This window comes from Kitasatospora sp. CB01950, from assembly GCF_001905465.1.
GTDB lineage: Bacteria > Actinomycetota > Actinomycetes > Streptomycetales > Streptomycetaceae > Kitasatospora.
On sequence record NZ_LISX01000006.1, the window covers coordinates 344,473 to 368,493 of the forward strand.

The following is a 24,021-nucleotide window of genomic DNA, read 5'->3' on the forward strand; positions in this document are numbered from 1 at the left end:
GGTTCCTTCCGTGAAGCTCGCCCGTGACACCTGGCTGGTCTTCCAGCGGCAAGCGCTGCTGATGTGGCGCACACCGATCTGGATCGTCATCGGCATCACCCAGCCGGTCTTCTACCTGCTGCTGTTCGCCCCGCTGCTCAAGAAGGTGCTGGCGCCCATGGGCGCCACCAGCTATGCCGAGGCCTACCAGATCTACGTCCCGGGCCTGTTGGCGGTGCTCTGCATCTTCGGCGGCCTCTACACCGGCTTCAGCCTGCTCGGCGAGCTGAAGGCCGGCATCATCGAGCGCTCCAGGGTGACCCCGGTCAGCCGGCTCGCCCTGCTGCTGGGGCGGGCGCTGCGCGAGATGGTCGGGCTGCTCGTCCAGGCGGTCATCATCACGGTGGCCGCGCTGCCGTTCGGCCTGCGGGTCGACCTGCCGAGCCTGCTGCTGGCCTACGTCCTGCTCGGCCTGCTGGCGCTGATGACCTCGGCGCTCTCGTACGGCATCGCGCTGGCGCTGCCCAACGACGCCGCGATGGCGCCGGTGGTGAACACCATCGCCCAGCCCATCGGACTGCTCTCCGGCGTGCTGCTGCCGCTGGCGCTGGCGCCGATGTGGCTGCAGCGGGTGGCGGAGTGGAACCCCTTCTACTGGGCGGTGGAGGGCATGCGGGCGCTGTTCTCCGGGCACCCCGGCGACAGCGTGGTCTGGCAGGGGCTGCTGATCGTCACGGCGCTGACGGCCGTGGCGGTGTTCTGCTCGGCCCGGCTGTTCTCGGCCCGCATCCGATAACCGCGCACGCATAGAAGGAGGGGGAGGGGCTGCGGCCCCTCCCCCTCCTCGTGCTGTGCTCAGCTCGCGGCGGCCCGGATGCAGGCCGACCGGACGAAGTCGGCCAGCCGGGCCACGCCCGTCTCGATCTGACGCTCGTTCAACGCGCTGATCGACAGCCGCAGCCGGCGCTCGCCGCCGCCCGCCGGGTAGAACGGGGCCATCGGCGTCCAGAGCACGCCGTGGTCGCGGGCGCAGCGCTCCATCGCCGCCTCGTCGGCGGTGAACGGCACCTGCAGCACGGCGAAGAAGCCGCCCTCCGGCTCGTTCCAGGACACGCCGAGCCGGGCCCGTTCGGCCGGCGGGAAGTGCCGCTCCAACTCCCGCAGCAGAGCAGCCAGGTTGGCCGCGTAGTGGGCGCGGGCCGGGCCGTTGGCCTCGCGCAGTCGGCAGTCGTGCCGGAGCAGCATGCCGCCGATCACGGCCTGGCTGAGCGCCGGGGTGTTGACCGTCGTCATGCTCTTCAGCTTGGCCAGCTCGTCGGCGAGCAGCGTGCGGCGGCCGTCCGGGGCGAGCACCTGCTGGTCGGCGACGACGTAGCCGAGCCGGGCGCCGGGGAAGCAGGTCTTGGCGAAGGAGCCGAGGTAGACCACCCGGCCGCGCCGGTCCAGCGCCTTCAGGGTGGGGCGCGCGCCGGGTTCGCGGGCGAAGAAGCCGTACGGGTTGTCCTCGATCACCAGCAGCCCTTCCTCGGCCGCCGCGTCCAGCAGCCCGGCGCGCGCCTCGACCGGCATGCTGGCGCCGGACGGGTTGGCGAAGTCGGGGACGACGTACAGCGCGCGCGGACGGCGGCCGGCCGCCCGGACGGCGCGGGCCGCCTCGCGCACGGCCTCCGGGTCGGGGCCGCCGTCCGGGCCCTCCGGGACGGGCACGGTCGCCAGGTCGAGCAGCCGGGCGGCGCCGGTGACGCCGACGTAGCAGGGAGAGCTGACCAGCAGGACGTCCTCGGGCGTGGCGCACAGCGCGCGCAGCACCAGCAGCATCCCCTCCTGCGCGCCGACGGTGAGCACCAGCGACTCGGGCGCGGCGTGCAGGCCCTCGTCGTTGGCGAGGGTGCGGGCGACCAGGTCGGCGATGATCCCCTTGGTCGGGCCGTACTGGAACAGCGCGGTACGCACGGCGCTGCCGCTGAGGCCGCGTTCGGCGAGGTGGGCGAGGTAGGTGTCCAGGTGGCTGTGGACGTCCTCGGGCTCGAAGAAGCCCTCGTGCGGGCGGCCGGGGGCGAAGGAGAGCGCGTCCGGGTAGCGCTCGGTGACCTCGTTGAGGAAGGTCATCGCGTCCAGCAGCGGGTCGGCCAGGCTGGCGTGCAGGTCGCCCAGCGGCAGCGTGACGGTGCTCATCGGAGGGCCTCCCGCAGTCGGTCGGCGGCGTAGTGCTGGGCGTCGCGGCCGTCGTCCAGGACGCCGGCCATCGCGAAGAAGCCGTGCGGCATGCCGTCGTAGCGGCGCAGCTCGACGGGGACGCCGGCGGCGCGCAGGGCCTGTGCGTACGCCTCGCCCTCGTCGCGCAGCGGGTCGTACTCGGCGGTGATCACGGTGGCGGGCGGCAGACCGGCCGGCGAGGGGGCGCGCAGCGGGGACGCCAGCGGGTTCGCGCCGTCGGCCGGGTCGGCCAGGTAGTGGCCCCAGTACCAGGCGACCGAGCGGCGGTTGAACAGCAGCGGGTCGTCGTGCTCGCGGACGGACGGGGTGTCCGCGGCGTGGTCGGTGTTGGGGTAGACCAGCAGCTGGTGGCGGATCGCCGGGCCGCCGCGCTCGCGGGCGGCCAGGGTCAGCGCGGCGGCCAGGTTGCCGCCCGCGCTGTCGCCCGCCACCGCCAACCGGGCGGCGTCGCCCCCGAGTTCGGCGGCGTGCGCGGCGATCCACTCGGCGGCGGCGATCACGTCGTGCACGGCGGCCGGGAAGGGGTGCTCGGGGGCGAGCCGGTAGCCGACCGAGACGGTGAGACACCCGACGGCGTTGGTGAGGCGGCGGCAGATCGCGTCGCCGGTGTCCGGCGAGCCGAGAGTCCAGCCGCCGCCGAACAGGTAGAGCAGAACCGGCAGTCGAGCGCCGCCGGTCTCGGGACGGTAGACCCGCAGCGGCAGCGGGCCGCCGGGGCCGTCGACGGTCAACTCCTCGACCGAGCCCACCGGTTCCGGATTCCCGGCGGCGGCCCGGATGTCGGCGAGATCCGCAGCACGGGCCTCGGCCAGGGTAAGGGTGTACAGCGGAGGCACACCGGCCACCGCGCGCTGCGCGCGCATGGCCTCGGCCTGGGGATGCAGTGGCAAGGGACGTTCCTGGGGTAGGGCCGCCGGTCGGCGGCGAGGTTCGGTACGGGTTCGGGCGCGCGGCGACGACGGCCCGCCGCAGGCGGGTCAGTGGCGGCCGTCGGGGGTCTCGGGGGCGACCGCCGTGCGGTCGAGGTCGGCGAGGCGGGGGCGGCCGAGCAGGGCGAGGGTGTCGTCGAGTTCGGCCTTCAGCAGGTCGAGGACCTGCGCGGCGCCGTTCTCGCCGTCGACGGCGAGGCCCCACAGGAGGGGGCGGCCGATCAGGACGGCGCGGGCGCCGAGGGCGACCGCGAGGGCAACATCCGTGCCCGTGCGGACACCGCCGTCCAGGAGGACGGGCAGGTTCGGCGGCACGGCGGCGGCCACTTCGGGCAGCGCGGCGAGGGACGGAAGGGCACCGTCGAGCTGGCGGCCGCCGTGGTTGGAGACCAGGACGGCGTCGACGCCGTGTTCGACGGCGAGTCGGGCGTCCTCGGCGGTGAGGATGCCCTTGAGGACGATCGGCAGCCGGGTGCGTGCGCGCAGCCAGGCGAGGTCGGCCCAGGTCAGGGTGGGGTCGAACTGCTCCTTGGCGTGGTCGGCGATGCCCGAACTGCCGTGGCCTGCGCGGTGGCTGGCGGCCATCACGGCCTGGTCGACGTTGACGGCGCGGACGTGTGCGGGGATCGCGAAGCCGTTGCGGGCGTCGCGCAGGCGGCGGCCGATCCGGGGGGCGTCCACGGTGAGCACCAGGGCGCGGAATCCGGTGGCTTCGGCGCGTTCGACCAGGGCGGCGAGCGCGTCGCGGCGGCGCAGCCAGTACAGCTGGAGCCAGAGCGGGCCGGTGGCGGCCCCGGCGATGGATTCCAGGGTGCGGCTGGCGAAGATCCCGGCGACCATGAGCGCGCCCGCGCGGCCCGCGGCGCGGGCGGTGGCGACCTCGCCCTCGGGGTGGAACAGCCGGTGGTAGGCCATCGGGGCGATGCCGATGGGGGTCTCCAGGCGGCTGCCGAGCAGGGTGAGGCCCTGGTCGGTGGCGGAGACGTCGACCAGGGTGCGCGGGCGCAGCCGGCACTGTTCGAACCGGGCCCGGTTGGCGGCGAGGGTGCGTTCGGCGCCGCTGCCGCCCTGCACGAAGTCCCAGATCTCGGCGGGGAGTCGGTCGCGGGCCGCGCGTTCGAAGTCCGCCAGTTCCAGCGCTTCCAAGGGTCTGCCTTTCCGGGCAGGCCTCGGTCGGGCCCGCTCCGGCCCGGCAGCGTAGGAGGCCACTCCCCCAATGGTCTAGACCTTGATTCGGTTCGAACCCCTGTGTAATCGTCAGAAAGCCGAACCGCCCCCGTTGGTCGTGACCGGCGTCCTTCCAACCTCCCCTTCGTGGAGTGGTGTTGACCGGATCTCCCTCTCTCCCGCCCCAGCCGTGCGAGGCCCCGCACGACTGGGTGGACCGCCACCTGCTGGCCGGCCCCGCCGACCAGGAGTGCCTGCGCTTCGGCGCCCCCGTGGACCGGGCCGCGCTGCGCGCCCTGGTCGCCGAGCAGGCCGCCCGGCTCACCGCCGCCGGCCTGCAACGCGGCGGCACGGCCGCACTGCGGCTGGCGCCCTCGCTCGGCTACGCGGCCGCGCTGCTCGCCTGCTGGCAACTGGGCGCCCAGGCCGTCCTGCTGGACCACCGGCTCACCGACCACGAGGTCGCCCGCGCCGTCGAACGGCTGGCGCCCCAGGTGCTGGTCGAGTCGGCGCACGGCCCGGCGGCGGCCATGCGCGGCTTCGCCGAGACCGACCCGGTGCCGGTGGCGCTGCCGAACGGCCGCCCGGCCGCGACCGGCCACGCCCTGGTGCAACTCAGCTCGGGCTCGACCGGCCCGGCCAAGGTGATCGCCCGGACAGGGGCCGATCTGTTGCGCGAACTCGACTGCTACGCGCGGCTGGCGGCGTTCCCGAAGGCCGGCGGGCGGGTCGTCCTGCTCTCCTCGATGGTGCACGTCCTCGGCCTGGTCGGCGGGCTGCTGAACAGCCTGCACGCCCGGGTACCGCTGACCGTCCCCGCGCGGATGACCACGGCGGGCATCCTGGCCACGATCGCCGCGGACGACCGGCCGACCACCGTGATCGGCGTCCCGTTCCACGCCGAGCTGCTGGCCGGCGCGGCCGACCCGCCGCCGCTGCCGCAGCTGCGCCGGATGATCGTCGCCGGCGAGCTGGTCCGCCCGGGCCTGCCCGCCGCCTTCACCGACCGGTACGGCGTGCCGCTGGGCACCATGTACGGGATGACCGAACTCGGCGTCATCGCCACCGACCTCGACGGCGCCCTGCACCCCGAGGCCGCACCCGTCCACGGCATGGACGTGCGCGAGGACGGCGGCGAACTGCACATCGCGATGGCCGCCTCCCCGTACCCCGGCCTCACCGACCCCACCCGCTGGTCGGACGGCCGGCTGCACACCCGCGACGCCGGCCGGGTCGACCCGGCGACCGGCCGCGTCACCGTGCTCGGCCGGCGCGACTCGCAGGTCTCGATCGGCGGCCTCAAGGTCGACCTCAACGAGGTCGAACACACCCTCGCCGCCCTGCCGGAGGTCCGCGAGGCCGTGGTGGTCTTCGTGGACGGCGCCATCGAGGCCTACCTGGCCGCCGAAACCACCGAGGCCGCCGGAGCCGCCGGAGCCGCCGACCGGGCCGACGCCGTCCGGGAGGCGCTGGCCCGCGAGCTGGCCCCCTTCAAGCGGCCCCGGCAGCTCACCTTCCTCCCGGCACTGCCCCGCACCGCCACCGGCAAGCTCGTCCGCGACACCGCCGCGCTGCGCGCCGCCGCCCCCTGATCGACCGTCGGTCCGTCGGACCGCATCGCACCGAACCCCGACCCAGCACGAGGAGCACACCATGCAGGAGCGCATCCAGGAGTTCGTCATCGCGGCACTCGCCGAGATGAAGTACGACGTCGACGGGATCACCGGCGACACCGACCTCGGCCCGGCCGGCCTCGACCTGGAGTCGCTGGCGCTGGCCGAGCTCTCGGTCCAGGTCGAGGACGAGTTCGGGGTCAAGTTCGAGGCGGAGGAGATGGAGACCACCGCGCTGATGACCCTCGACCAGTTCACCGCCGACGTGGCCCGCCGGATCGCCGCCACCGCCACCGCCGGCACCGCCGGCACCGCCGCGTGAGCACGCCCGTGCTGCCGGGCCGGGCCGAGGTCGTGGCGATGCTGGCGGCGTTCGGCCGGCGTGCCGCGGAGAGCGTGCCCGAGAGCCTCGGCTCGCTCGAACTCACCTGGCTGACAGCCGAGTTCGAGCAGCGCTACGGCATCGAGCTGGAGCTCTCGGACGAGCGGTTCGCCGCCGTCCGGACGGTGGACGACGCCGTCGTGCTGCTGCGCGAGGCCGTGCAGGCCGCCGCCGCCTCCCCCGGCGGGGTCGCCCGGTCATGAGCAGCAGCGCACCGCCGGCCGGACGGCCGGTGTTCACCGGCCTCGGGGTGCTCAGCGCCTTCGGCGCCGGGCTCGCCCCGCTGGCCGCCGCGACCGCCACGGCCGGCGCCGGGTTCGCCGAGGTGACCCGCTTCGACGTCGCCCGGCGCGGCACCCGACGGGCGGCCCTGCTGGCCGATCCGCCGCCGCTCGCCGCCGCGGTGCTCGGCGCCGTCGCCGACGCCCACCGGCAGGCCGAACTACCGGACGGTGCACCGCTGTTGCTCGCCCTGCACAGTGACCTGCACACCCGCGAGGTGGCCGCGGAGGTGTCGAAGGGCGCCACCGCCCTCGGCCTGGCCGGGGTGACCCGGGTCTACACCGGCGCCTGCGTGGCCGCCGCCACCGCGCTGGCCGACGCCGCCGCCATGGTCGGCTCCGGCCGGCACCCCCGGGTGCTGGTCGCGGCCGGGCACCTGGTGGAGCCCGGCGTCTTCGCGGCGTTCGACGCGGGCCGGGCACTGGCCCGCGACGGCGCGCTGCGGCCGTTCAGCGCCGGGCGCAGCGGCACCCTGCTCGGGGACGCCGCGGTGGCCGCGGTGGTCGAGGCCGCGGACGCCGCCGCCGGGCGCGGCGCCCGCCCGCTGGCCCGGCTGGCCGGCTGGGGCCGCTCCGGCGACGCGCACCACGTGTGCCGGCCGCGGCCGGACGGCGCGGGCGTGGCCCGGGCGGCCCGGTCCGCGCTGGCCCGGGCGGGGGTCGCCCCGTCCGAGGTGGGCTACGTCAACGCCAACGGCACCGGTTCGCCGATGTCCGACCTGGCGGAGGCGCGGGCGCTGCGCGAGGTGTTCGGCGACGCGCTGGCCGGGCTGCCGGTCAGCTCCAGCAAGTCCGTCCACGGGCACGCCCTGGAGGCCTCCGCGCTGCTCGAACTCGCCGTCACCATCGGCGCGTTGGACAGCGGACGGCTACCGGTCAACGCCGGCTGGCTCGGCCCGGACCCGGAGATCGGACTGAACCTCGTCCTGGCCGGACCCCGTACGGACGCCCGTCCCCGCTACGCGCTGAGCCTCAACTCGGCGTTCGGCGGCGCCAACACCGCACTCCTGGTGGCCGCCGCATGAACCCCCTGCACACCCTCGCCACCGCGAACTGGCCCCCCGGCGAGCCGCCACCCCCGCTGCCCGGCTTCTCCGCCTCGGACTTCAACCCACTGGTCGCGGCCGTCGCCGACCTCTGCCTCACCGACCACTACGGCGAACCCCGACCCGACAGCCCCGGAGAGCCGCGCCGCACCGCCCTGCTGCTCGCCAGCGCCGGGGGCGACCGCGCCACCGCGCTGGCCATCGACACCGGCGCGACGCGGCACCGGATGCCGCCGCTGCTGTTCTTCCAGTCCAACCCGAACGCCGTCCTCGGGCACATCGCCGCCCGCTGGGGCCTGACCGGCCCGGTCGTCGCGATCAGCCCCGCAGACGCCGCCGCACCCGGTGAAGTCCCGCCGGACGCAATGGAGTTGGCCACCCTGCTGCTCGCGGACGGCGACGCCGACCAGGTCCTGGTCATCTCCGCCGAGCAGCCCGAGCAGCCCGACCAGCCCGACCAGCCCGCCGAGCAGCCCGACAACGCCGGCCACGCCACCGCCGTCCTGGTCACCGCCTGACCGCGCGCACCCCGCTCTCCGACACCCGGCTCTCCGCCACCCCGCTCTCCGCCACCAAGTCCGTACGCGTCCCCGGACGCCGCACCGCACCCGCATGGTCAGCACCATGGGAGGGATCCATCACCGTGAGCATCCGCAGCATCCGCAGCCTCCTGGCGAACGACCCGGACGTCGGCGCCGGGAACGTGCTGACCAGCAGGATCGCCCTGGGCATCGGTCTCGACGACCCGCTGCTGACCTTCGACACCCCGGTGGACGGGCACGCCGCCCGCGCGGCCCTGACCCTGCGCGAGGCGGACCGCGCCGTCCGGGCCCGGGCGGCCGCGCTGCACGCCCTCGGCGTCGGCCGGCGGGACGTGGTGGTGGTGTACGCGACCGCCGCCGCCGACCAGGTGCTGTCGTTCCTGGCGCTGGCCCGGCTCGGCGCGATCCCGGCGCTGCTCAACCCGGGGGTGGAGGGCGAGCGCGCGGCCCACTACATCGCCCGCCTCGGCGCGGTCGGCATCCTCGCCGACCCCGCGCACCGGGCCGAACTGGCCGGGTACGACCCGGCGGCCCCGATCCTCGCCGATGCCGCCGACCTCGGCTCCGGCGACCCGGACGCGGCGCCCGCCCCCTACCGCCACCACGCGGACGACCCGATCGCGATCACCCACTCCTCCGGCACCACCGGGATGCCCAAGGCCGTGGTGCACTCGCACCAGAGCCTGTACGCGTCGATCCGGCACCGCGCGGCCCTGCCCCGGCCGCAGGGCATCGACCGGGTGCTGAGCGCGCTGCCCGCCGCGCACGCCGCGACGCTGATCGCGCTCAACCTGGCGCTCAGCTTCCACTCCCAGCTGCACCTGATCTCCCAGCAGACCGGCCCGGCCGTGCTGGACGCGATCGAACGCTGGCAGCCGCAGAGCGTGTTCGGCTTCGCCACCAGCTGGGCCGACCTGGCCCGGCAGGACCTGTCCGCCCGCGACCTGTCCTCGGTCGGCCTGTGGTGGAACACCGGCGACTGCGCGCACGAGGCGCACATCCGTCGCCTGATCGCGCAGGGCTCGCGCGAGACCGTCACCCGGGAAGGCCGCGGCCGTGTGCCGGGCTCGGTGTTCGTCGACGGCCTGGGCTCGACCGAGATGGGCCACTCGCACTTCCACATCACCCACGCCCCCGGCACCGAGAAGTACGGCCGCTGCGTGGGCCGTCCGCACACCTTCGTCGACTGCGAGGTGGTCGGCCCGAACGGCGAGCCGCTCGGCCCCGGCGAGGTCGGCGAACTCGCCACCGCCTCCCCGACCCTGGCGCCCGGCTACTGGAACGACTCGGTCACCACCTACCGCACCCGGCTGCGCGGCCGCTTCCTCACCGGCGACCTGATGTACCGGGACGAGGAGGGCTACTACTACCACGTCGACCGGCTGGTCGACTCGGTCGACCTCGGCGACGGCCGGCGACTGTACACCGCGATGTCCGAGGAACGGGTGCTGGCCGACGTCCCCGGCGTGCTGGACTGCACGGTCGTCGCGGTGAAGGACGGCGACCGGGTGGTCACCGACGTGCTGCTCCTCCTCGCGGACGGCGCCGACCCGGCCGCCGACCGCACCCCGGAGGTGCTCGCCGCGCTCGACGAGCACACCGCCGCCACCGTCCGCTCGGTCCTGGTGGTCGACGACGCGGACATCCCGCTCGGCCCGACCGGCAAGGTCCGCAAGGTCCTGCTGCGCGAGCGCCACCTCGGCGCGATGAACTCCTCGGCCACCGCCCGATGACCGGGGCGGGACGGCCGGGCGCCGTCGTCACCGGCATGGGAATGGTCACCTCGCTGGGCCGCCGGCCCGACGAGGTCTTCGAGGCGCTGACCGCCGGGCTCAGCGGCATCACCGCCGTACCGGAGGGCCACGTCGCGCACGGCTGGCTGCCCGCCGCCGGAATCGCCCCGCACATCGAGGGCGAGGAGGTGCTGCCGCCGACCGAGACCCGCTGCGTCGACCGCTTCGCACTGCTGGCGATGGCCGCCGCGGACGACGCGCTGGCCGACGCCGGGCTGGTGGTCGGCCGCGACGTCGACGCCCGCCGCACCGCCGTGGTGCTGGGCACCGGCGGCGGCGGCCTGGAGACCTACGAGCAGCAGGCCCGCCGCCGCCAGGACCGCGGCCGCCCCGGCGTCAGCCCGTACCTGCTGCCCGGGATGCTCTCCAACATGGCGACCGCCCGGATCGCGATCAAGCACGGCATCCGGGGCTTCAGCACCGCGATCGTGACGGCCTGCGCGGCCGGCGCCCAGGCGGTGGCCGAGGGGCTGCGGCTGATCCGGGCCGGCGACGCGGACGTGGTGGTGTGCGGCGGGACGGATGCCTCGCTGCACCCGACGATCGTCTCCGCCTTCGCCAACGCCCGTGCGCTGGCCCAGGGTTGGGACGACCCGGCGCAGGCGTCCCGGCCGTTCGACATCCGCCGCAACGGCTTCGTGCTGGGCGACGGCAGCGCCGTGCTGGTCCTGGAGAGCGCCGCCCACGCCGCCGCCCGGGGCGTGGCCGGGTACGCCGAGGTGATCGGCTGGGGCTCCACCACCGACGCCCACCACCCGACCATGCCCCGCCCCGACGGCGCGGGCGCCGCCGACGCCATGCGCGCCGCCCTCGCCAATGCCGGCCTGGACCCGTCCGACATCGGCTACGTCAACGCGCACGGCACCGGCACCAAGCTCGGCGACCTCGCCGAATCGGCCGCGCTGAACGCGGTGTTCGGCGCGCACCGGCCCGCCGTCAGCTCCACCAAGGGCGCCACCGGCCACCTGCTGGGCGCGGCCGGGGCGGTGGAGGCCGCCGTGACCGTGCTGGCCGTGGCCCGGGGCCTGCTCCCGCCGACTCTCAACCTGGACGAGCCGGACCCGGCCTGCGCCCTGGACCACGTCCGCGGCGCCGCCCGCCCGGTCCGGCTGCGGGCCGCGTTGAGCAACGCCTTCGCGTTCGGCGGCCACAACACCAGCCTGGTCTTCGGGCCGACGCCCACCGGCACCGCCGAACCGGCCGCCGCGACCCGCCCGTAGCGCAGGCCCAAGCCCCGATAAGCCCCTCCGCTCTCAACTCCGCTTGCAGGGAGTCCAGTTGTCGATCCAGACGATCACCCATGTCGAGTACCACTGCGCGGACAGCGCGCAGACCGCCGCCGAGCTGCAGACCGGCTTCGGCTTCCGCCGCGACGCCGAGCAGCCGGTGTGGAAGCCCGGGGTGCGGACCGTCCACCTCCACCAGGGCGCCATCCGGCTGCGGCTGCACTCCAGCGGGATCACCGACCACCCGGTGGCCCGCTGGGTCGAGCGGCACGGCGAGGGCGTCGCCGTGCTGGCGCTCGGCTGCACCGACCCGCAGGCCGCGCTGGAGCGGGCCGAGCGGCACGGCGCCGAGGTCCTGGACCGGGCCGGCGCGCTGATCGCCGGATTCGGCGACACCGCGCTGCGCTTCGTCCCGCTGCCGGACGCCCCGGAGCCCGCCGGCGGCGACCTGCTGGACGCCCTCGACCACGTCGCGATCTGCGTGCCCGCCGGACAGTTGGCGCAGGCCGTGCTGTTCTGCGAAGCCGCGCTCGGCATGCACCGGATCTTCGGCGAGTACATCGCGGTCGGCGAGCAGGCGATGGACTCCGGCGTGGTGCAGAGCCCCTCCGGGGACGTCACCTTCACCCTGATCGAGCCGGACACCGGCCGCCGGGCCGGCCAGATCGACACCTTCCTGGCCGACCACGACGGCGCGGGCGTCCAGCACCTCGCCTTCCGCACCGACGACATCGCCACCGCGGTCCGCACCGCCAGGTCGCACGGCGTCGAGTTCCTCTCCACCCCGGGCGCCTACTACGACGGCCTGGCCGAGCGGCTCGGCGACACCGCGATCCCGGTGGGGACGCTGCGCGAACTGGACGTCCTGGTCGACCAGGACCACGGCGGCCAGCTGTTCCAGATCTTCGCCCGCTCGACCCACCCCAGGCGGACCTTCTTCCTGGAGCTGATCGAGCGCCAGGGCGCGGGCACCTTCGGCACCGCCAACATCAAGGCGCTCTACGAGGCCGTCGAGCGCCAGCGCGCCGCCGCCTCCGTCTGACCGCCCCGACCCGCCCCTCCGAAGGAGGCACACCCCGTGACCACCGCACCCGAGTTCGCCCTGACCCCGGCCGAGGCCGCCCTGCTGCCCACGCCCGAGGAGGTGGCCGGCTACCGCGAGCACGGCTGGTACCTCTCCGGGAAGCTGTTCACCGACCAGGAGATCGACGCCCTCCGGGCCGCCACCGACGACTACTACGAGGGCCGGCGCGACCGCGCCCTCCCCGTCCGACCGCCGCGGCTGGCCGCCTGGGAGCCCGCGCACGGGCCGGTCCAGCGGCACAACGACTACGTGCACTACGAGAGCGACGCGATCGCCGCGATCCTGCGCAAGCCGCTGGTCGGCGCCGTCGCCGCGGTGCTCGCCGGGGCCGAGGAGATCCGGATCTTCCAGTCGACCCTGATCTTCAAGCCGCCGGTGCCCGAGGAGCCCTCCAACCAGGTGCCGTGGCACTTCGACAAGCACTACTGGCACACCTCGACCTCGGAGGAGATGCTCACCGCCTTCATCCCGTTCCACGACTGCGGGGTGGAGAACGGCACCATCACCATGGTCGACGGCAGCAACCGCTGGGAGGAGCTGCCCTCCGGGGAGGACGCCACCCGGCACTTCGCCCAGCGCGACCGCGCCGAGCTGGAGTCGATCCTCGCCGCCAACGCCGCCCACAACGGCGCCGAGGTGCGCAAGGTCCCCGTCGTCATCCCGCGCGGGCACATCAGCTTCCACCACTGCCGCACCTACCACGGCAGCGGCGCCAACCTGGCCGACTTCCCGCGCCGGGCGATCTCGCTGCACCTCCAGGACGGCGCCAACGAGTACCGCCACGCCACCCGCCCGGACGGCGCCGCCGCCTCCTACAACCACGACGTGCTGGTCCGCCGCACCGCCGACGGCCGCCCCGACTACGCCGACCCCGAGATCTGCCCGGTGATCTGGCGGGGCGCCCGGTGACGGGCCTGCCCGATCCCCGCGACCTCGGCTCCCCCGCCGGGCGCTACCGGATGCTGCGGCTGATCCGCGGCTTCGAGGAACTCGCGCTCGGCCTGGTGAAGTCCGGGGCGATCACCGGCGGCATCCACCCGTACATCGGGCAGGAGGCGGTGGCGGTCGGCGTGTGCGCCGCGCTGCGCCCACAGGACCGGATCACCTCCACCCACCGGGGCCACGGCCACGTCCTCGCCAAGGGCGCGGCCCCGGACCGGCTGCTGGCCGAACTCCTCGGCCGCACCGGCGGGTTGAACCGGGGCCGGGGCGGCTCGATGCACGCCGCGGACTTCTCGCTCGGCATCCTGGGCGCCAACGGCATGGTCGGCGCGGGCGGCGCGATCGCGGTCGGCGCCGCCTGGTCCGCCCGGCAGGCCGGCGAGGACCGGGTCGCGGTCGCCTTCTTCGGCGACGGCGCACTCAACCAGGGCGTCCTGCTGGAGTCCTTCAACCTGGCCGCGATGTGGCGGCTGCCGGTGCTGTTCGTCTGCGAGAACAACGGCTACGCCACCACGCTGCCGGCCGCCACCTCGGTGGCCGGCAGCGCCACCGGCCGGGCCGCCGCCTTCGGAATCCCCGCCGCCGAGGTGGACGGGATGGACACCGAGGCCGTCCGCGCGGCGACCGCCGAGGCCGTCCAACGGGCCTCCGCCGGCGGCGGTCCCGGCTTCCTCGAATGCCGCACCTACCGCTTCGAGGGGCACCACACCATGGAACGGCTGATGAAACTGCGCTACCGCACCCCGGAGGAGATCGCCGACTGGCGCGGCCTCGACCCGCTGCCGCGCGCCGCCGCCCTCCTGCCGCCCGGCCTCGCCGCGCAGTTGGACGCCTCGGTCGCCGAACAGCTGGCCGCCGCCCAGGAGTTCGCCCTCGCCTCCGAACATCCGGACCCGGCAGGGGCGTTGGACCACCTCTACGCCGACGGGCTGCGCCCGAGGGCGGGGGCGAGGACATGAGGCTCTCCTACACCAAGGCGCTCAACCGGGCGCTCACCGACGCCCTCGCCGAGGACCCGGCGGTCTGCGTCTTCGGCGAGGACATCGGCGCCGGCCTGGCCGGCCCCACCCTCAACCTGCTCGACCGCTTCGGCCCCGGCCGGATCGTCGACACCCCGCTCTCCGAGCAGGCCTTCACCTCGATGGCCGTCGGCGCCGCGCTGACCGGACGACGGCCGGTGATCGAGTTCCAGATCCCCTCGCTGCTCTTCCTCGTCTTCGAGCAACTCGTCAACCAGGCCCACAAGTTCTCCCTGATGACCGGCGGCCAGGCCGGTGTCCCGCTGACCTGCCTGGTGCCGGGCTCCGGCTCCCGGGACGGCTGGGCCGGACAGCACTCCGACCACCCCTACAGCCTCTTCGCCCACGCCGGGATGAAGACCGTCGTACCGGCCACCCCCACCGACGCCTACGGACTGCTCCGGTCGGCGATCGCCGACCCGGACCCGGTCGTCGTGTTCGCCCCGGCCGCCGCCCTGCCGGTGCGCGAGACCGTCACCTGGGAGCTGGCGCCGATCCCGCTGGGCACCGCCCGGATCCACCGCGAGGGCGCCGACGTCACCGTCGTCGCCGTCGGCCACCTGGTGCACGACGCCCTGGCCGTCGCGGAGGAGCTCGCCCCGGAGATCTCCGTCGAGGTGTTCGACCCGCGCACCCTCCACCCGTTCGACTGGACGGCCCTGGCCGGCTCGCTGGAACGCACCGGACGCCTCGTCGTCGTCGACGACTCCAACCGCAGCTGCGGCATCGGCGCCGAGATCCTCGCCACCGCCGCCGAGGAGATGCGCCTGATCGCCCCGCCCCGGCGGATCACCCGCCCGGACGGCGCCGTGCTGCCGTTCGCGCTCCCGCTCGACCGCGCCCTGCAACCCCACCGCGACCACCTGCGCGACGCCGTGCGCGCCGTCATGAAGCCCCGGTCCCGGCACGACGAGGACCCGGCCCGTTGAACCAGAACGCCGGACTCCGCTCCCTCACCCCCGCGCTGCGCTCCGCCCTGACGGCGTCCACCGACGACCGGATCTTCTACGACCTGGCCGGCATCGCCCGCCGCTACGCCACCCTGCTGGACGAACTGCCGGGCATCGCCGTCCGGTTCGCCCTCAAGGCCTGCCCGGTGGACGAGGTGCTCGCCGAACTGACCGCGCTCGGCGCCGGCTTCGACGCGGCCGGCCCGCACGAAATAGCCCAGGCCCTGCGCACCGGCGTGCCCGCCGACCGGGTGCACTACGGCAACACCGTCAAATCGGACCGGGGCATCGCCGAGGCGTACCGCCTGGGCATCCGGGACTTCGCCACCGACAGCCTCCCGGACGTCGCCGCGATCGCCGAACACGCCCCGGGGTCCCGGGTGTTCTGCCGGCTCGCCACCACCGGCGAGGGCGCGCTCTGGGGGCTGAGCCGCAAGTTCGGCTGCTCGCCGGCGGACGCCGTCCAGGTGCTGACGGCCGCCCGGGACGCCGGACTGACCCCCGCCGGGCTCTCGGTGCACGTCGGCTCCCAGCAGCTGACGTCCAAGGCCTGGACGGCGGCCTTCGAACTGCTCGGCGACGTGCTGGTCGAGCTCGACCGGCACGGGATCGGGCTCGACCACATCAACCTCGGCGGCGGCCTGCCCGCCCTCGGGTACGTCGACCGGCACGGCACCGTCCTCGACCCGCCGCTCGACGAGATCTTCCAGGTCGTCCGGCAGGGCCTCGACCAGCTGCGCCGGCTGCACGGCGGCGAGCTGGACTTCGTCCTGGAACCCGGCCGCCACCTGGTCGCCGACCAGGGTGCGATCCGGGCCCACGTCTACCGGCTGACGTCCCGTCAGCAGCCGGACGGCGAACGGGAGCACTGGCTGTACCTGAGCTGCGGCAAGTACAACGGCCTGTACGAGATGGACCAGGTGCAGTACCGGCTGGTCTTCCCGACCCACCCGGACCCGGAGTACGTCCCCGCCGTGGTCGCGGGCCCGACCTGCGACAGCGACGACGCGTTCCCGCACGGGTACGCGACCGGCCGCGTCCCCGTCCCCCGCGCGGTGGCCTCCGGCGACCCGGTGTGGATCCTCTCCAGCGGCGCGTACGCGGTCAGTTACCTCACCCGGGGCTTCAACGGCTTCGACCCGCTGCCGTACTCGGTGCTCCCGCCCGCACCCCGATGAAGCGGACGCGGCTCAGCTCTCGAACGCGGCTCAGCTCTCGAACGCGGCTCGGCTCTCGGGCGGAGTCAGCGGAACCCGGCCGACGGCGCGGCCGCGGTCGTCGAGGAGCCAGCCCATCCGCTTCGGCGTGTGCATCACGAGCGTGCGGTCCTTGATCTCCAACGCCGGGAAGGAGGCGGCGAGTTGCTCCTCGAACCGGTCGACGTCCGACAGGCTGTGCAGCAGCACCTGGACGAGGAGGTTGTGCGGGCCGGTGACCGAGGCGCACAGCCGGACCTGGCTCAGCCGGGCCAGTCCCTGCCCGGCCTGCCCGAGGAGGCGGTGCGGGGACGCCATGCGGTACACGGCCGTCGTCCGCAGACCGGCGAGGGGATGGGCGAAGTCGCAGCGCAGCCGCAGGTCGCCGTCGCGGAGCATCCGCTGCACCCCGCGGCGGGCGACGTGCTCGCTCAGCCCGGTCGCGGCGGCGAGCGCCGCGTAGCCGAGGCGGCCGTCGCCGCTCAGGGCCGTCAGCAGCGCCTTGTCCTGCGCCGGCCCCCGGCCGCCGGTGCGGACGGCGTACGGCGTGCGGCTGGGCACGCCGGAGGTGCCGAGTCCGGCGCGCCGGGCCGGTTCCATGGCCCGGATGCGCCAGTCGCCGCCCTCGCCGAACAGGGCGACACCCATCTGCATCCGCAGCGAACGCACGCCCCGCAGGCCGCCGACGGCGCGGTGCACGGCCCGGCCGAGCTCGGACGGGCACAAGGCGCCCACCGACAGCAGGAGATCGAACTCGCCCGACGTCTCGTCGACGCTGAACACCCAGGGCAGCGCGCACGCCTGCGCGCTCACGGCCCGGTGGGCGCCGGGTTCGCTGCTCACCTCGACGAAGCCCACGGCGCCGTTCCTGGCCGAGTCGTAGGCGGTCACCCAGGCCAGCCCGCCGGCCGTCAGCCGCTCCCAGCGGCGGGCGGCCGTCGTCGCGTCGACGCCCAGGGCCCGTCCGACGGCCGACCACGGAGCACGCGGCGCCGACTGCAGGGCGTCGACGAGCGCGAGGTCCTGCTCGGTGAACTGCACGTCGGCCCCGAGGCCGTGAGCCGGAGCGCCGGAATCCTGCATCAATGACTCTCCCCCGTAGTTTTCCTGCAATTCGGCGGGATGTGCCTCCGCGAGCCGGATCTTAGGGGCACTTCCCGGCCGAAACCCCGCTGCGGCCACTGCTGAGAGGAGTGCCATGTCCGCTCCCGCTGTGCCGCCCCCGCACACGGATCCCGCCGCCGTCGACCGGACCGCCCCGGCCGACCGGACCGCCCCGGCCGAACGCGTCGTCAGAACCACGGTCGTCCTGCTCTTCGCCGCCTGGCTGATCGACTACGCGGACCGACTGGTCATCAACTTCGTCCTGCCCTCCATCGGCGAGGAGTTCCGCCTGACGCACGGTCAACAGGGCCTGATCGTCTCGGCGTTCTTCCTCACCTACGCCCTGGCGCAGATCCCGGGCGGCGTGCTCACCGACCGGTTCGGCGCCCGCCGGGTCATCACCTGGGCCCTGCTCGCCTGGTCGCTGTTCACCGCACTGACCGGGTTCGCCTGGTCCTTCGCCGCCCTGCTGGCCGTGCGCTTCGCGTTCGGCGCGGCCGAGGGAATCTTCCCGCCGGCGTCGATGAAGGTGCTGGTCGAACGGACCGCTCCCGAGCAGCGCATGAGCGCCAACGGTCTGATCATGAGCTCCAACGCCGTCGCCGCCATCGCCGCGCCCCTCGCCGTCGCCCCGCTCGCCGCCGTCTTCGGCTGGCGCTCGGCGTTCTTCTCGGCGGCCGCGCTCGGCGTGTTCGTCGTCCTGGCGATCCGGGCCCGGCTGCCGGCTCCCCTGCACCGCGGCGTCCTCGGAGCGCCGGAGGAGCGGCACGGCATGCGGAACGTCCTGCGGGTCGGCGTGCTCTGGCGTTTCGCGGCGATGCTGTTCGGCCTCAACCTCGTCCTGGGCGGACTCCTCACCTGGGCCCCGTCGTACCTCAGGACGGAACTCGGCGTCCCGCTCACCACGGTCGGCGCGCTCATGATCCTGCCGGCCCTCGCGAGCGCCGCCGCGACGATCGTCGGCGGGCGGCTCTCCGACCGGCTGGGCGGTCACCACCGCAAGCTGATCGTGCCGAGCATGGCCGTCGCCGCGCTCGCGCTGCCCGCGATGGCCTTCTCCTCCTCGCCCATCGGCTTCGTGGTCTTCGCCACGGTCGTCGTCATCGCCGCCTCCCTGACCTACATGCCGATCCTCGCGGCGCCGCTGAGCGGCCTGCCGCCCGCGTACGTCGGGGTGGGAAGCGCCGTCATCGTCCTCGGCGGGCAGCTGGCGAGCATGGTCGTCCCGCCGGTCATGGGGGTGATCGCCGACGCCTTCTCGTTCGAGGTCGCCTTCGCCTCCCTCGTCGTCGGCGCGATCATCGCCGCGCTGATGGCCGTCCTCACCCCGCAGGACCCCGCCGCCTTCCGCGCCGCGTTCGGCGCGTCCGCCCGCATCCGCCCGACCACCGACTCGGAGCAGTCATGACCACCGCCACCGACCTGTTCACCGGCGTCGCCGACCGCGTCCCCGCGCTGCGGGCCCTGTACGAGGACCTGCACGCCCACCCCGAACTGTCCTTCCAGGAGGTCCGCACCGCGGGCATCGTCGCCGAGTGGCTGCGCGCCCAGGGCTGGCAGGTGACCGAGCGGGTCGGCGGCACCGGCGTCGTCGGCGTCCTCGCCAACGGCGAGGGCCCGGTCGTCCTGCTGCGCGCCGACATGGACGCCCTTCCCGTCGAGGAGAAGACCGGCCTGCCGTACGCCTCGACCGCGAAGGGCGTCGACCGCGACGGCAACGAGGTCCCGGTCATGCACGCCTGCGGCCACGACATGCACGTCACCTGCCTGCTCGGCGCCACCGCACAGCTCGCGGCCTGCCCGGAGCAGTGGAGCGGCACCGTCGTCGCGGTCTTCCAGCCCGCCGAGGAGGTCGGCGGCGGTGCCGCGGCCATGATCGCGGACGGCTTCCTCGACCGCTTCCCCCGAGCCGACGTCTGCCTCGCCCAGCACGTCCTGCCGGCCCCCGTCGGCATGGTCGCCACCCGCCCGGGACCGATCATGTCCGCCTCCGACAGCTTCCGGGTCCTCCTCCACGGACGGGGCGGCCACGGCGCCGCCCCGCAGCTGACCGTGGACCCGGTCGTCATGGCCGCCGCGATCGTGATGCGCCTTCAGACGGTCGTCGCACGCGAGGTCGCGGGCACCGAGACCGCGGTGGTGACGGTCGGCGCGATCCACGCCGGCGCGAAGGAGAACATCATCCCCGACACGGCGGAACTGCTGATCAACGTCCGCAGCACCACCCCCGCGGTGCGCGAGCGGGTCGTCACGGCCGTCGAGCGCATCGTCCGCGCCGAGGCGGCAGCGTCCAACGCCCCGAAGGACCCGGAGATCACCGCCCTGCCCTCCTTCCCCGTGACCCTCAACGACCCGCGCGCCACCGCCACCGTGGTCACCGCCCTCGGCGACGCCCTGGGCCGGGACAGTGTCGTCGTCCTGCCCCAACCCATCACCGGCAGCGAGGACTTCGGCGCCTTCGGCACCGCCCTCGGCGTCCCGTCCGTCCTGTGGCACTTCGGCGGCACCGACCACGCCCTCTTCCGGGGCATCGGCCCCGAGGACCTGATGGCCAACGGCCTGCCCGACTCCGTCCCCACCAACCACTCGCCCCACTACGCGCCCCTCCCCGACCCCGCCATCCGCTGCGGCGTCACCGCCCTCCTGGCCGCCGCCGCACACTGGCTCCCCCGTACCGGGGGCTGACCGCTCCCCGGCGGCGGACCGTCGACTTTCGGACCGTCGACTTTCGGACAGCCGGGGGCCGGCGCCGCGTCCGTGCGCGCGGCGGGAAACCCGCCACGTGCGACCGGGCCGAGCCGCTCAAACGTTCGGAATTTGTCCGATTGGTCGTCAGCGCCGCCAGGCCGGAACACATCTGACGCGGACATGCTCCTTTGCGTAGCCTTGACCCGGCGGCCCCCCTCGACCGCCGTCCCCCCACTCCTCAGGAGCGCAGATGCGTCGTTCCGTTCGCGTCCCCTCGCGTGCCGTCGGCAGGCTCCTCGGCGCCGCGGCACTGGTCGCAGGCGTCGGGCTCGCCCAGTTCGCCGCCCCTTCCACGGCCACCACCGCGCAGGCCGCGACCTCCACCGCGTGCGCCGGGGAGGCGGCCCACGACGACGCCGCGGCCCGCAAGCCCGCCGGCAACTCCGTCGTCGGCCGCGACCCCAACGCCCTCACCGACGCGCAGGCCCAGGCGATGGAGGCGGACCTCAAGGCCCGCGTCGCCCAGCTGGCGACCGCCCAGGGCGGCGTCCCGATCGCCCCCGGCGTGACGGCGACCACCACCGTCCCGGTGTACATGCACGTCATCCACTCCGGGACCACCGGCAAGCTGTCGGCCACCACCGTCGCCAAGCAGATCGACGTCCTCAACGCGGCCTACAGCGGCCAGGGCGCGGGCAACACTCCCAGCCAGTTCCAGTTCCAGCTGGTCTCCACCGACTACACCGACAACGCGAGCTGGTACGCCGGCGTCGCGCCGGGCTCCTCCGCCGAGAGTTCGATGAAGAGCGCACTGCGCAAGGGCGGCGCAGGCGCCCTCAACATCTACAGCGCCAGCCTCGGGCAGTCGCTGCTCGGCTGGGCGACGTTCCCGAGCAGCTACAAGTCCAACCCGACCGACGACGGCGTGGTCATCCTCGACACCTCGTTCCCCGGCGGCTCGGCCACCAACTACAACGAGGGCGACACCGCCACCCACGAGATCGGCCACTGGCTCGGCCTCTACCACACCTTCCAGGGCGGCTGCGGCGGCCAGGGCGACTACGTCTCCGACACCCCGGCCGAGAAGACCGCCGCCTACCAGTGCCCGACCGGCCGCGACACCTGCACCGCCGCCGGCGTCGACCCGATCCACAACTTCATGGACTACACCTACGACTCCTGCATGACGCAGTTCACCGCAGGCCAGGTCGCCCGGATGTCCTCCTCCTGGGCCGCCTACCGGGCCTGACGCCCACTCCGCTCCGACAGCCCGTCAGGACGGCGACGACCGCCCTCCTGGCGCCGGCGGGTGCGCGGCAGTGACACCGCGCACCCGCCTTCGGCCACGGGAGAGACGGCCACACCTTGGGCTGTTCGGCCAGCGGGGCTGCTCCGGCAGAGTGAAGAGCCGGGCCGTCGGGCTTCGGCGGCCGTCCGGGCAGGTACGAGGTTCGCTGTTCGTGTCCCTCCCGACAGCGAGGTTCCCGTGTCTTCTGTCCGACGACCGCGCCGGCGTCCACCGCGCACCCTGTCCACGTTGCTGGCGGTGGTGCTCGGTGCGGGCGCCGCCGCCCTGACCGGCGCGGCCCCGGCGGCCCTGGCCGCCGCCACCACCGGGTCCGGGCACGCCCGGGCCGCCGCCCGCCCTGCCCTGCTGCCGACGAAGCCCGCGGCCAGGGCCGTCGAGGCGACGCGCGGGGCCGGGACGCAGCGTCCGATCGGCCCGAACCCGGTGGTCGACCTGCTGGCGCACGGCAACCTGACGATGGCCTCCAACTCGGTGCTGACCTGCGACGACAGCGACGGCACGGTCTGTTCGGACACCGAGGGCTCGAACAACGGGCGGACCAAGTTCATCAAGGTCGACCCGAACGCTCCGGGCCCGAACGCGGCCTCCGCGCAGCTGCTGCTTCCGGCCGGCGCGAACGTCCTGTCGGCCCGCCTGTACTGGCAGTTCAACCCGACCAACACCAGCACCATGGGCGGCACTTCCGGCGACATCAACAAGGGCAACCAGGTCTACTGGAAGGTCCCGGGCGCGAGCGACTACCAGCTGGTGACCGCGGACACCTACGACTGGTTCGACCAGAAGGTCGGCGGGAACCCGCCCGAGCCGCTGCTGGCCGGCGGGGCGGTCAAGGACGTGACGGCCGAGGTCAAGGCCGCCGGCGCGGGCAGCTACACCATCGCCGACATCCAGGCGTGCGCCGGCCGCTCCTCGGCCCAGAACTTCGGCGGCAACAACGTGGGCTGCTGGGGCGGCTGGTCGCTGGTCGTCGCGTACGAGGACCCGGCCGAGCCGCTGCGCTACCTCCAGGTCTGGGACGGCTACCAGCTGCTGCGCGACCCCGACAACCAGACCACCCTCACCCTGGGCGGCATCCGCACCCCCGCCACCACGGCGCCCCGGGCCACCCTGGGCATCACCGTCGGCGACGGTGACGCACCGATCGCCGGAGACACCCTGGCCGTCGGCTCCACCCCGGAGAACCTGATCCTGCTGCCGATGCCCGGCCCCACCGGGGTCGGCACCGACAACGCGTTCACCAGCCGGATCGACCACGTCGCGGCGGACGGCACCGGCACCAACATCACCACCCGCGACCCCGACCCGATCAACAACTACGGCTACGACGCCCGGATGATCGACGTCACCGGCAAGATCCCGGCCGGCGCCGAGCAGGCCCTGATCCGCATCAGCGGCTCCGGCGACGCCCTGGAACCGCAGGCCGCCTGGCTGGCGCTGGACGCCCTCGAACCCGACCTGCGGATCACCAAGGCCAACACCCCGCCCGGCAACCCCGACGACAACCCGCCCGGCCTGGTCGGCCCCGGCGAGACCATCACCTACACCTTCGCCGTCGCCAACCGCCACCAGGACGGCAGCTCCACCGACCTCGACACCGCCACCGACATCACCCTGACCGACACGATCCCGGCCGGCACCACCTTCGTCCCCGCCTCCAACCCCGACTGCCGGGCCTCCGGACAGACCGTCACCTGCACCGTCGACGACCTGCCCCCCGGCGCCGAGACCAACGTCGCCTTCCAGGTCACCGTCGACGCCGGCACCGCCGTCGGCACCCACCTCGACGACACCGCCGCCCTCCACTTCCAGGGCAGCCAGACCGGCCGCGCCCAGGAGCGCACCAGCAACACCGTGCGCAACACCGTCGCCATGGTGCCCGGCTACACCATCACCAAGACCGCCGATCCCACCAGCGCCGATCCCGGCGACACCGTCCGCTACCGGATCCAGGTCACCAACACCAGCGAGGTCGACGCTCCCGGCGTCACCCTCACCGACGACCTGGCCGGCGTCCTGGACTCCGCCGTCTACAACAACGACGCCACCGCCGACCGCGGCCAGGTCCAGGTCTCCGGCACCACCCTGGTCTGGAGCGGGGACCTGCCCGTCGGCGCGACCGCGACCATCGGCTACTCCGTCACCGTGAACTCCTCGCTGACCGCCTCCGCGGTCCTTCGCAACGCCGTCACCTCCACCACCTACGCGAACAACTGCGCGCAGGGCTCGCCCGACGCGCGCTGCCGCACCGAGGTCCCGGTCACCGTCGTCGGCCCCTCGCCGAGCCCGAGCCCGACCTCCTCGCCGAGCCCGACCCAGGAGCCCCCGCCCGGCGAGAACCACGACCACAACGGCCACCTCCCCGAGACCGGTAGCAACGCCGCCCGGGTCCTGCCCGTCGCCGCCCTCGCCGCGCTCGCCACCGTCGCCGCAGGCGTCCTCCTGCTGCGCAGGAGCCGCCGCACCCACTGACCCGCACACCCACCCCACGGCCGCGCCCACGCCCCCATGTGGTCGCGGCCGTGGCGTGCCGCGCCCCGCACGGCCGATGACGACA

At 74.5% G+C, this 24,021-nt stretch carries 21 protein-coding genes; 17 read left to right on the plus strand and 4 right to left on the minus strand.

The annotated features are described in order from the left end of the window. The first annotated feature begins 10 nt into the window (after positions 1 to 10). Entirely contained in the window at positions 11 to 775 is a 765-nt protein-coding gene (locus AMK19_RS18235; protein ID WP_073812927.1) for an ABC transporter permease, read from the plus strand. Positions 776 to 834: 59 nt separating this feature from the next. Here the strand turns inward: AMK19_RS18235 and AMK19_RS18240 are convergent, their stop codons facing one another. The 3 genes from AMK19_RS18240 to AMK19_RS18250 form a co-directional block, all read right to left on the minus strand. Further along, a complete protein-coding gene (locus AMK19_RS18240; RefSeq protein WP_073812928.1) occupies positions 835 to 2,154 on the minus strand; it encodes an aminotransferase-like domain-containing protein in 1,320 nt (439 codons plus the stop codon). Beyond that, the gene (locus AMK19_RS18245) at positions 2,151 to 3,086 is read right to left on the minus strand and encodes an alpha/beta hydrolase (protein WP_198953361.1); all 936 of its coding nucleotides are present in this window, start codon (positions 3,084 to 3,086) and stop codon (positions 2,151 to 2,153) included. The genes AMK19_RS18240 and AMK19_RS18245 overlap by 4 nt, the downstream gene beginning before the upstream one ends. A gap of 87 nt (positions 3,087 to 3,173) precedes the next feature. Next, complete coding sequence (locus AMK19_RS18250; protein WP_073812931.1) at positions 3,174 to 4,271, minus strand: alpha-hydroxy acid oxidase; 1,098 nt, start codon at positions 4,269 to 4,271, stop codon at positions 3,174 to 3,176. Positions 4,272 to 4,447: 176 nt separating this feature from the next. Between AMK19_RS18250 and AMK19_RS18255 the strand changes: the two genes are divergently transcribed. From AMK19_RS18255 to AMK19_RS18310, 12 genes are all read left to right on the plus strand, one after another. Continuing rightward, a complete protein-coding gene (locus AMK19_RS18255) occupies positions 4,448 to 5,884 on the plus strand; it encodes a class I adenylate-forming enzyme family protein (protein WP_241844460.1) in 1,437 nt (478 codons plus the stop codon). A 61-nt stretch (positions 5,885 to 5,945) separates the two neighbouring features. Continuing rightward, entirely contained in the window at positions 5,946 to 6,227 is a 282-nt protein-coding gene (locus AMK19_RS18260; RefSeq protein ID WP_073812934.1) for an acyl carrier protein, read from the plus strand. Further along, the gene (locus AMK19_RS18265) at positions 6,224 to 6,490 is read left to right on the plus strand and encodes an acyl carrier protein (RefSeq protein ID WP_198953362.1); all 267 of its coding nucleotides are present in this window, start codon (positions 6,224 to 6,226) and stop codon (positions 6,488 to 6,490) included. The genes AMK19_RS18260 and AMK19_RS18265 overlap by 4 nt, the downstream gene beginning before the upstream one ends. Continuing rightward, positions 6,487 to 7,593, plus strand: a complete 1,107-nt coding sequence (locus AMK19_RS18270) for a beta-ketoacyl synthase N-terminal-like domain-containing protein (protein WP_073812936.1) — start codon at positions 6,487 to 6,489, stop codon at positions 7,591 to 7,593. Before AMK19_RS18265 ends, AMK19_RS18270 begins: the two co-directional genes overlap by 4 nt. Continuing rightward, on the plus strand, positions 7,590 to 8,132 hold the full coding sequence (locus tag AMK19_RS18275) for a beta-ketoacyl synthase N-terminal-like domain-containing protein (protein ID WP_073812937.1): 543 nt from the start codon (positions 7,590 to 7,592) through the stop codon (positions 8,130 to 8,132). Before AMK19_RS18270 ends, AMK19_RS18275 begins: the two co-directional genes overlap by 4 nt. Positions 8,133 to 8,257: 125 nt before the next feature. Continuing rightward, positions 8,258 to 9,889, plus strand: a complete 1,632-nt coding sequence (locus AMK19_RS18280) for a class I adenylate-forming enzyme family protein (protein ID WP_073812940.1) — start codon at positions 8,258 to 8,260, stop codon at positions 9,887 to 9,889. Beyond that, positions 9,886 to 11,169: a beta-ketoacyl-[acyl-carrier-protein] synthase family protein gene (locus AMK19_RS18285; RefSeq protein WP_073812943.1), complete on the plus strand. Its 1,284-nt coding sequence runs from the start codon at positions 9,886 to 9,888 to the stop codon at positions 11,167 to 11,169. The genes AMK19_RS18280 and AMK19_RS18285 overlap by 4 nt, the downstream gene beginning before the upstream one ends. Before the next feature lie 58 nt (positions 11,170 to 11,227). Then, a complete protein-coding gene (gene hppD / locus AMK19_RS18290; RefSeq protein ID WP_073812946.1) occupies positions 11,228 to 12,217 on the plus strand; it encodes a 4-hydroxyphenylpyruvate dioxygenase in 990 nt (329 codons plus the stop codon). Positions 12,218 to 12,253: 36 nt separating this feature from the next. After that, positions 12,254 to 13,168 (plus strand): phytanoyl-CoA dioxygenase family protein, encoded by a 915-nt coding sequence (locus AMK19_RS18295; RefSeq protein WP_073812948.1) that lies wholly within the window; start codon positions 12,254 to 12,256, stop codon positions 13,166 to 13,168. Then, positions 13,165 to 14,160 (plus strand): thiamine pyrophosphate-dependent dehydrogenase E1 component subunit alpha, encoded by a 996-nt coding sequence (locus AMK19_RS18300; protein ID WP_241844462.1) that lies wholly within the window; start codon positions 13,165 to 13,167, stop codon positions 14,158 to 14,160. The genes AMK19_RS18295 and AMK19_RS18300 overlap by 4 nt, the downstream gene beginning before the upstream one ends. Then, the gene (locus AMK19_RS18305) at positions 14,157 to 15,149 is read left to right on the plus strand and encodes an alpha-ketoacid dehydrogenase subunit beta (RefSeq protein WP_073812950.1); all 993 of its coding nucleotides are present in this window, start codon (positions 14,157 to 14,159) and stop codon (positions 15,147 to 15,149) included. The genes AMK19_RS18300 and AMK19_RS18305 overlap by 4 nt, the downstream gene beginning before the upstream one ends. Beyond that, entirely contained in the window at positions 15,146 to 16,348 is a 1,203-nt protein-coding gene (locus AMK19_RS18310; protein WP_073812952.1) for a type III PLP-dependent enzyme, read from the plus strand. The genes AMK19_RS18305 and AMK19_RS18310 overlap by 4 nt, the downstream gene beginning before the upstream one ends. Positions 16,349 to 16,378: 30 nt before the next feature. Here the strand turns inward: AMK19_RS18310 and AMK19_RS18315 are convergent, their stop codons facing one another. Next, positions 16,379 to 17,449, minus strand: coding sequence for an Lrp/AsnC family transcriptional regulator (locus tag AMK19_RS18315; protein WP_073812954.1), 1,071 nt, complete (start codon positions 17,447 to 17,449; stop codon positions 16,379 to 16,381). A 115-nt stretch (positions 17,450 to 17,564) separates the two neighbouring features. On the opposite strand from AMK19_RS18315, the gene AMK19_RS18320 reads away from it, so the two are divergent. From AMK19_RS18320 to AMK19_RS18335, 4 genes are all read left to right on the plus strand, one after another. Further along, positions 17,565 to 18,878 carry an MFS transporter gene (locus AMK19_RS18320; protein ID WP_073812957.1) on the plus strand — a complete coding sequence of 438 codons (1,314 nt, stop codon included), beginning with the start codon at positions 17,565 to 17,567 and terminating at the stop codon, positions 18,876 to 18,878. Further along, positions 18,875 to 20,155 (plus strand): amidohydrolase, encoded by a 1,281-nt coding sequence (locus AMK19_RS18325; RefSeq protein ID WP_073812959.1) that lies wholly within the window; start codon positions 18,875 to 18,877, stop codon positions 20,153 to 20,155. The genes AMK19_RS18320 and AMK19_RS18325 overlap by 4 nt, the downstream gene beginning before the upstream one ends. 253 nt (positions 20,156 to 20,408) lie before the next feature. After that, entirely contained in the window at positions 20,409 to 21,407 is a 999-nt protein-coding gene (locus AMK19_RS18330; RefSeq protein ID WP_073812960.1) for a zinc metalloprotease, read from the plus strand. A gap of 297 nt (positions 21,408 to 21,704) precedes the next feature. After that, on the plus strand, positions 21,705 to 23,936 hold the full coding sequence (locus AMK19_RS18335) for a DUF7927 domain-containing protein (RefSeq protein WP_241844475.1): 2,232 nt from the start codon (positions 21,705 to 21,707) through the stop codon (positions 23,934 to 23,936). Positions 23,937 to 24,021: the final 85 nt, after the last annotated feature.

Excerpts from the sequence above, each read along its gene's own strand:
- AMK19_RS18330 (WP_073812960.1), top strand. The coding sequence starts at position 20,409 with ATGCGTCGTTCCGTTCGCGTCCCCTCGCGTGCCGTCGGCAGGCTCCTC.
- AMK19_RS18285 (WP_073812943.1), top strand. The coding sequence starts at position 9,886 with ATGACCGGGGCGGGACGGCCGGGCGCCGTCGTCACCGGCATGGGAATG.
- AMK19_RS18240 (WP_073812928.1), bottom strand. The coding sequence starts at position 2,154 with ATGAGCACCGTCACGCTGCCGCTGGGCGACCTGCACGCCAGCCTGGCC.
- AMK19_RS18320 (WP_073812957.1), top strand. The coding sequence starts at position 17,565 with ATGTCCGCTCCCGCTGTGCCGCCCCCGCACACGGATCCCGCCGCCGTC.
- AMK19_RS18260 (WP_073812934.1), top strand. The coding sequence starts at position 5,946 with ATGCAGGAGCGCATCCAGGAGTTCGTCATCGCGGCACTCGCCGAGATG.
- AMK19_RS18270 (WP_073812936.1), top strand. The coding sequence starts at position 6,487 with ATGAGCAGCAGCGCACCGCCGGCCGGACGGCCGGTGTTCACCGGCCTC.
- AMK19_RS18325 (WP_073812959.1), top strand. The coding sequence starts at position 18,875 with ATGACCACCGCCACCGACCTGTTCACCGGCGTCGCCGACCGCGTCCCC.
- AMK19_RS18315 (WP_073812954.1), bottom strand. The coding sequence starts at position 17,449 with ATGCAGGATTCCGGCGCTCCGGCTCACGGCCTCGGGGCCGACGTGCAG.
- AMK19_RS18275 (WP_073812937.1), top strand. The coding sequence starts at position 7,590 with ATGAACCCCCTGCACACCCTCGCCACCGCGAACTGGCCCCCCGGCGAG.
- AMK19_RS18305 (WP_073812950.1), top strand. The coding sequence starts at position 14,157 with ATGAGGCTCTCCTACACCAAGGCGCTCAACCGGGCGCTCACCGACGCC.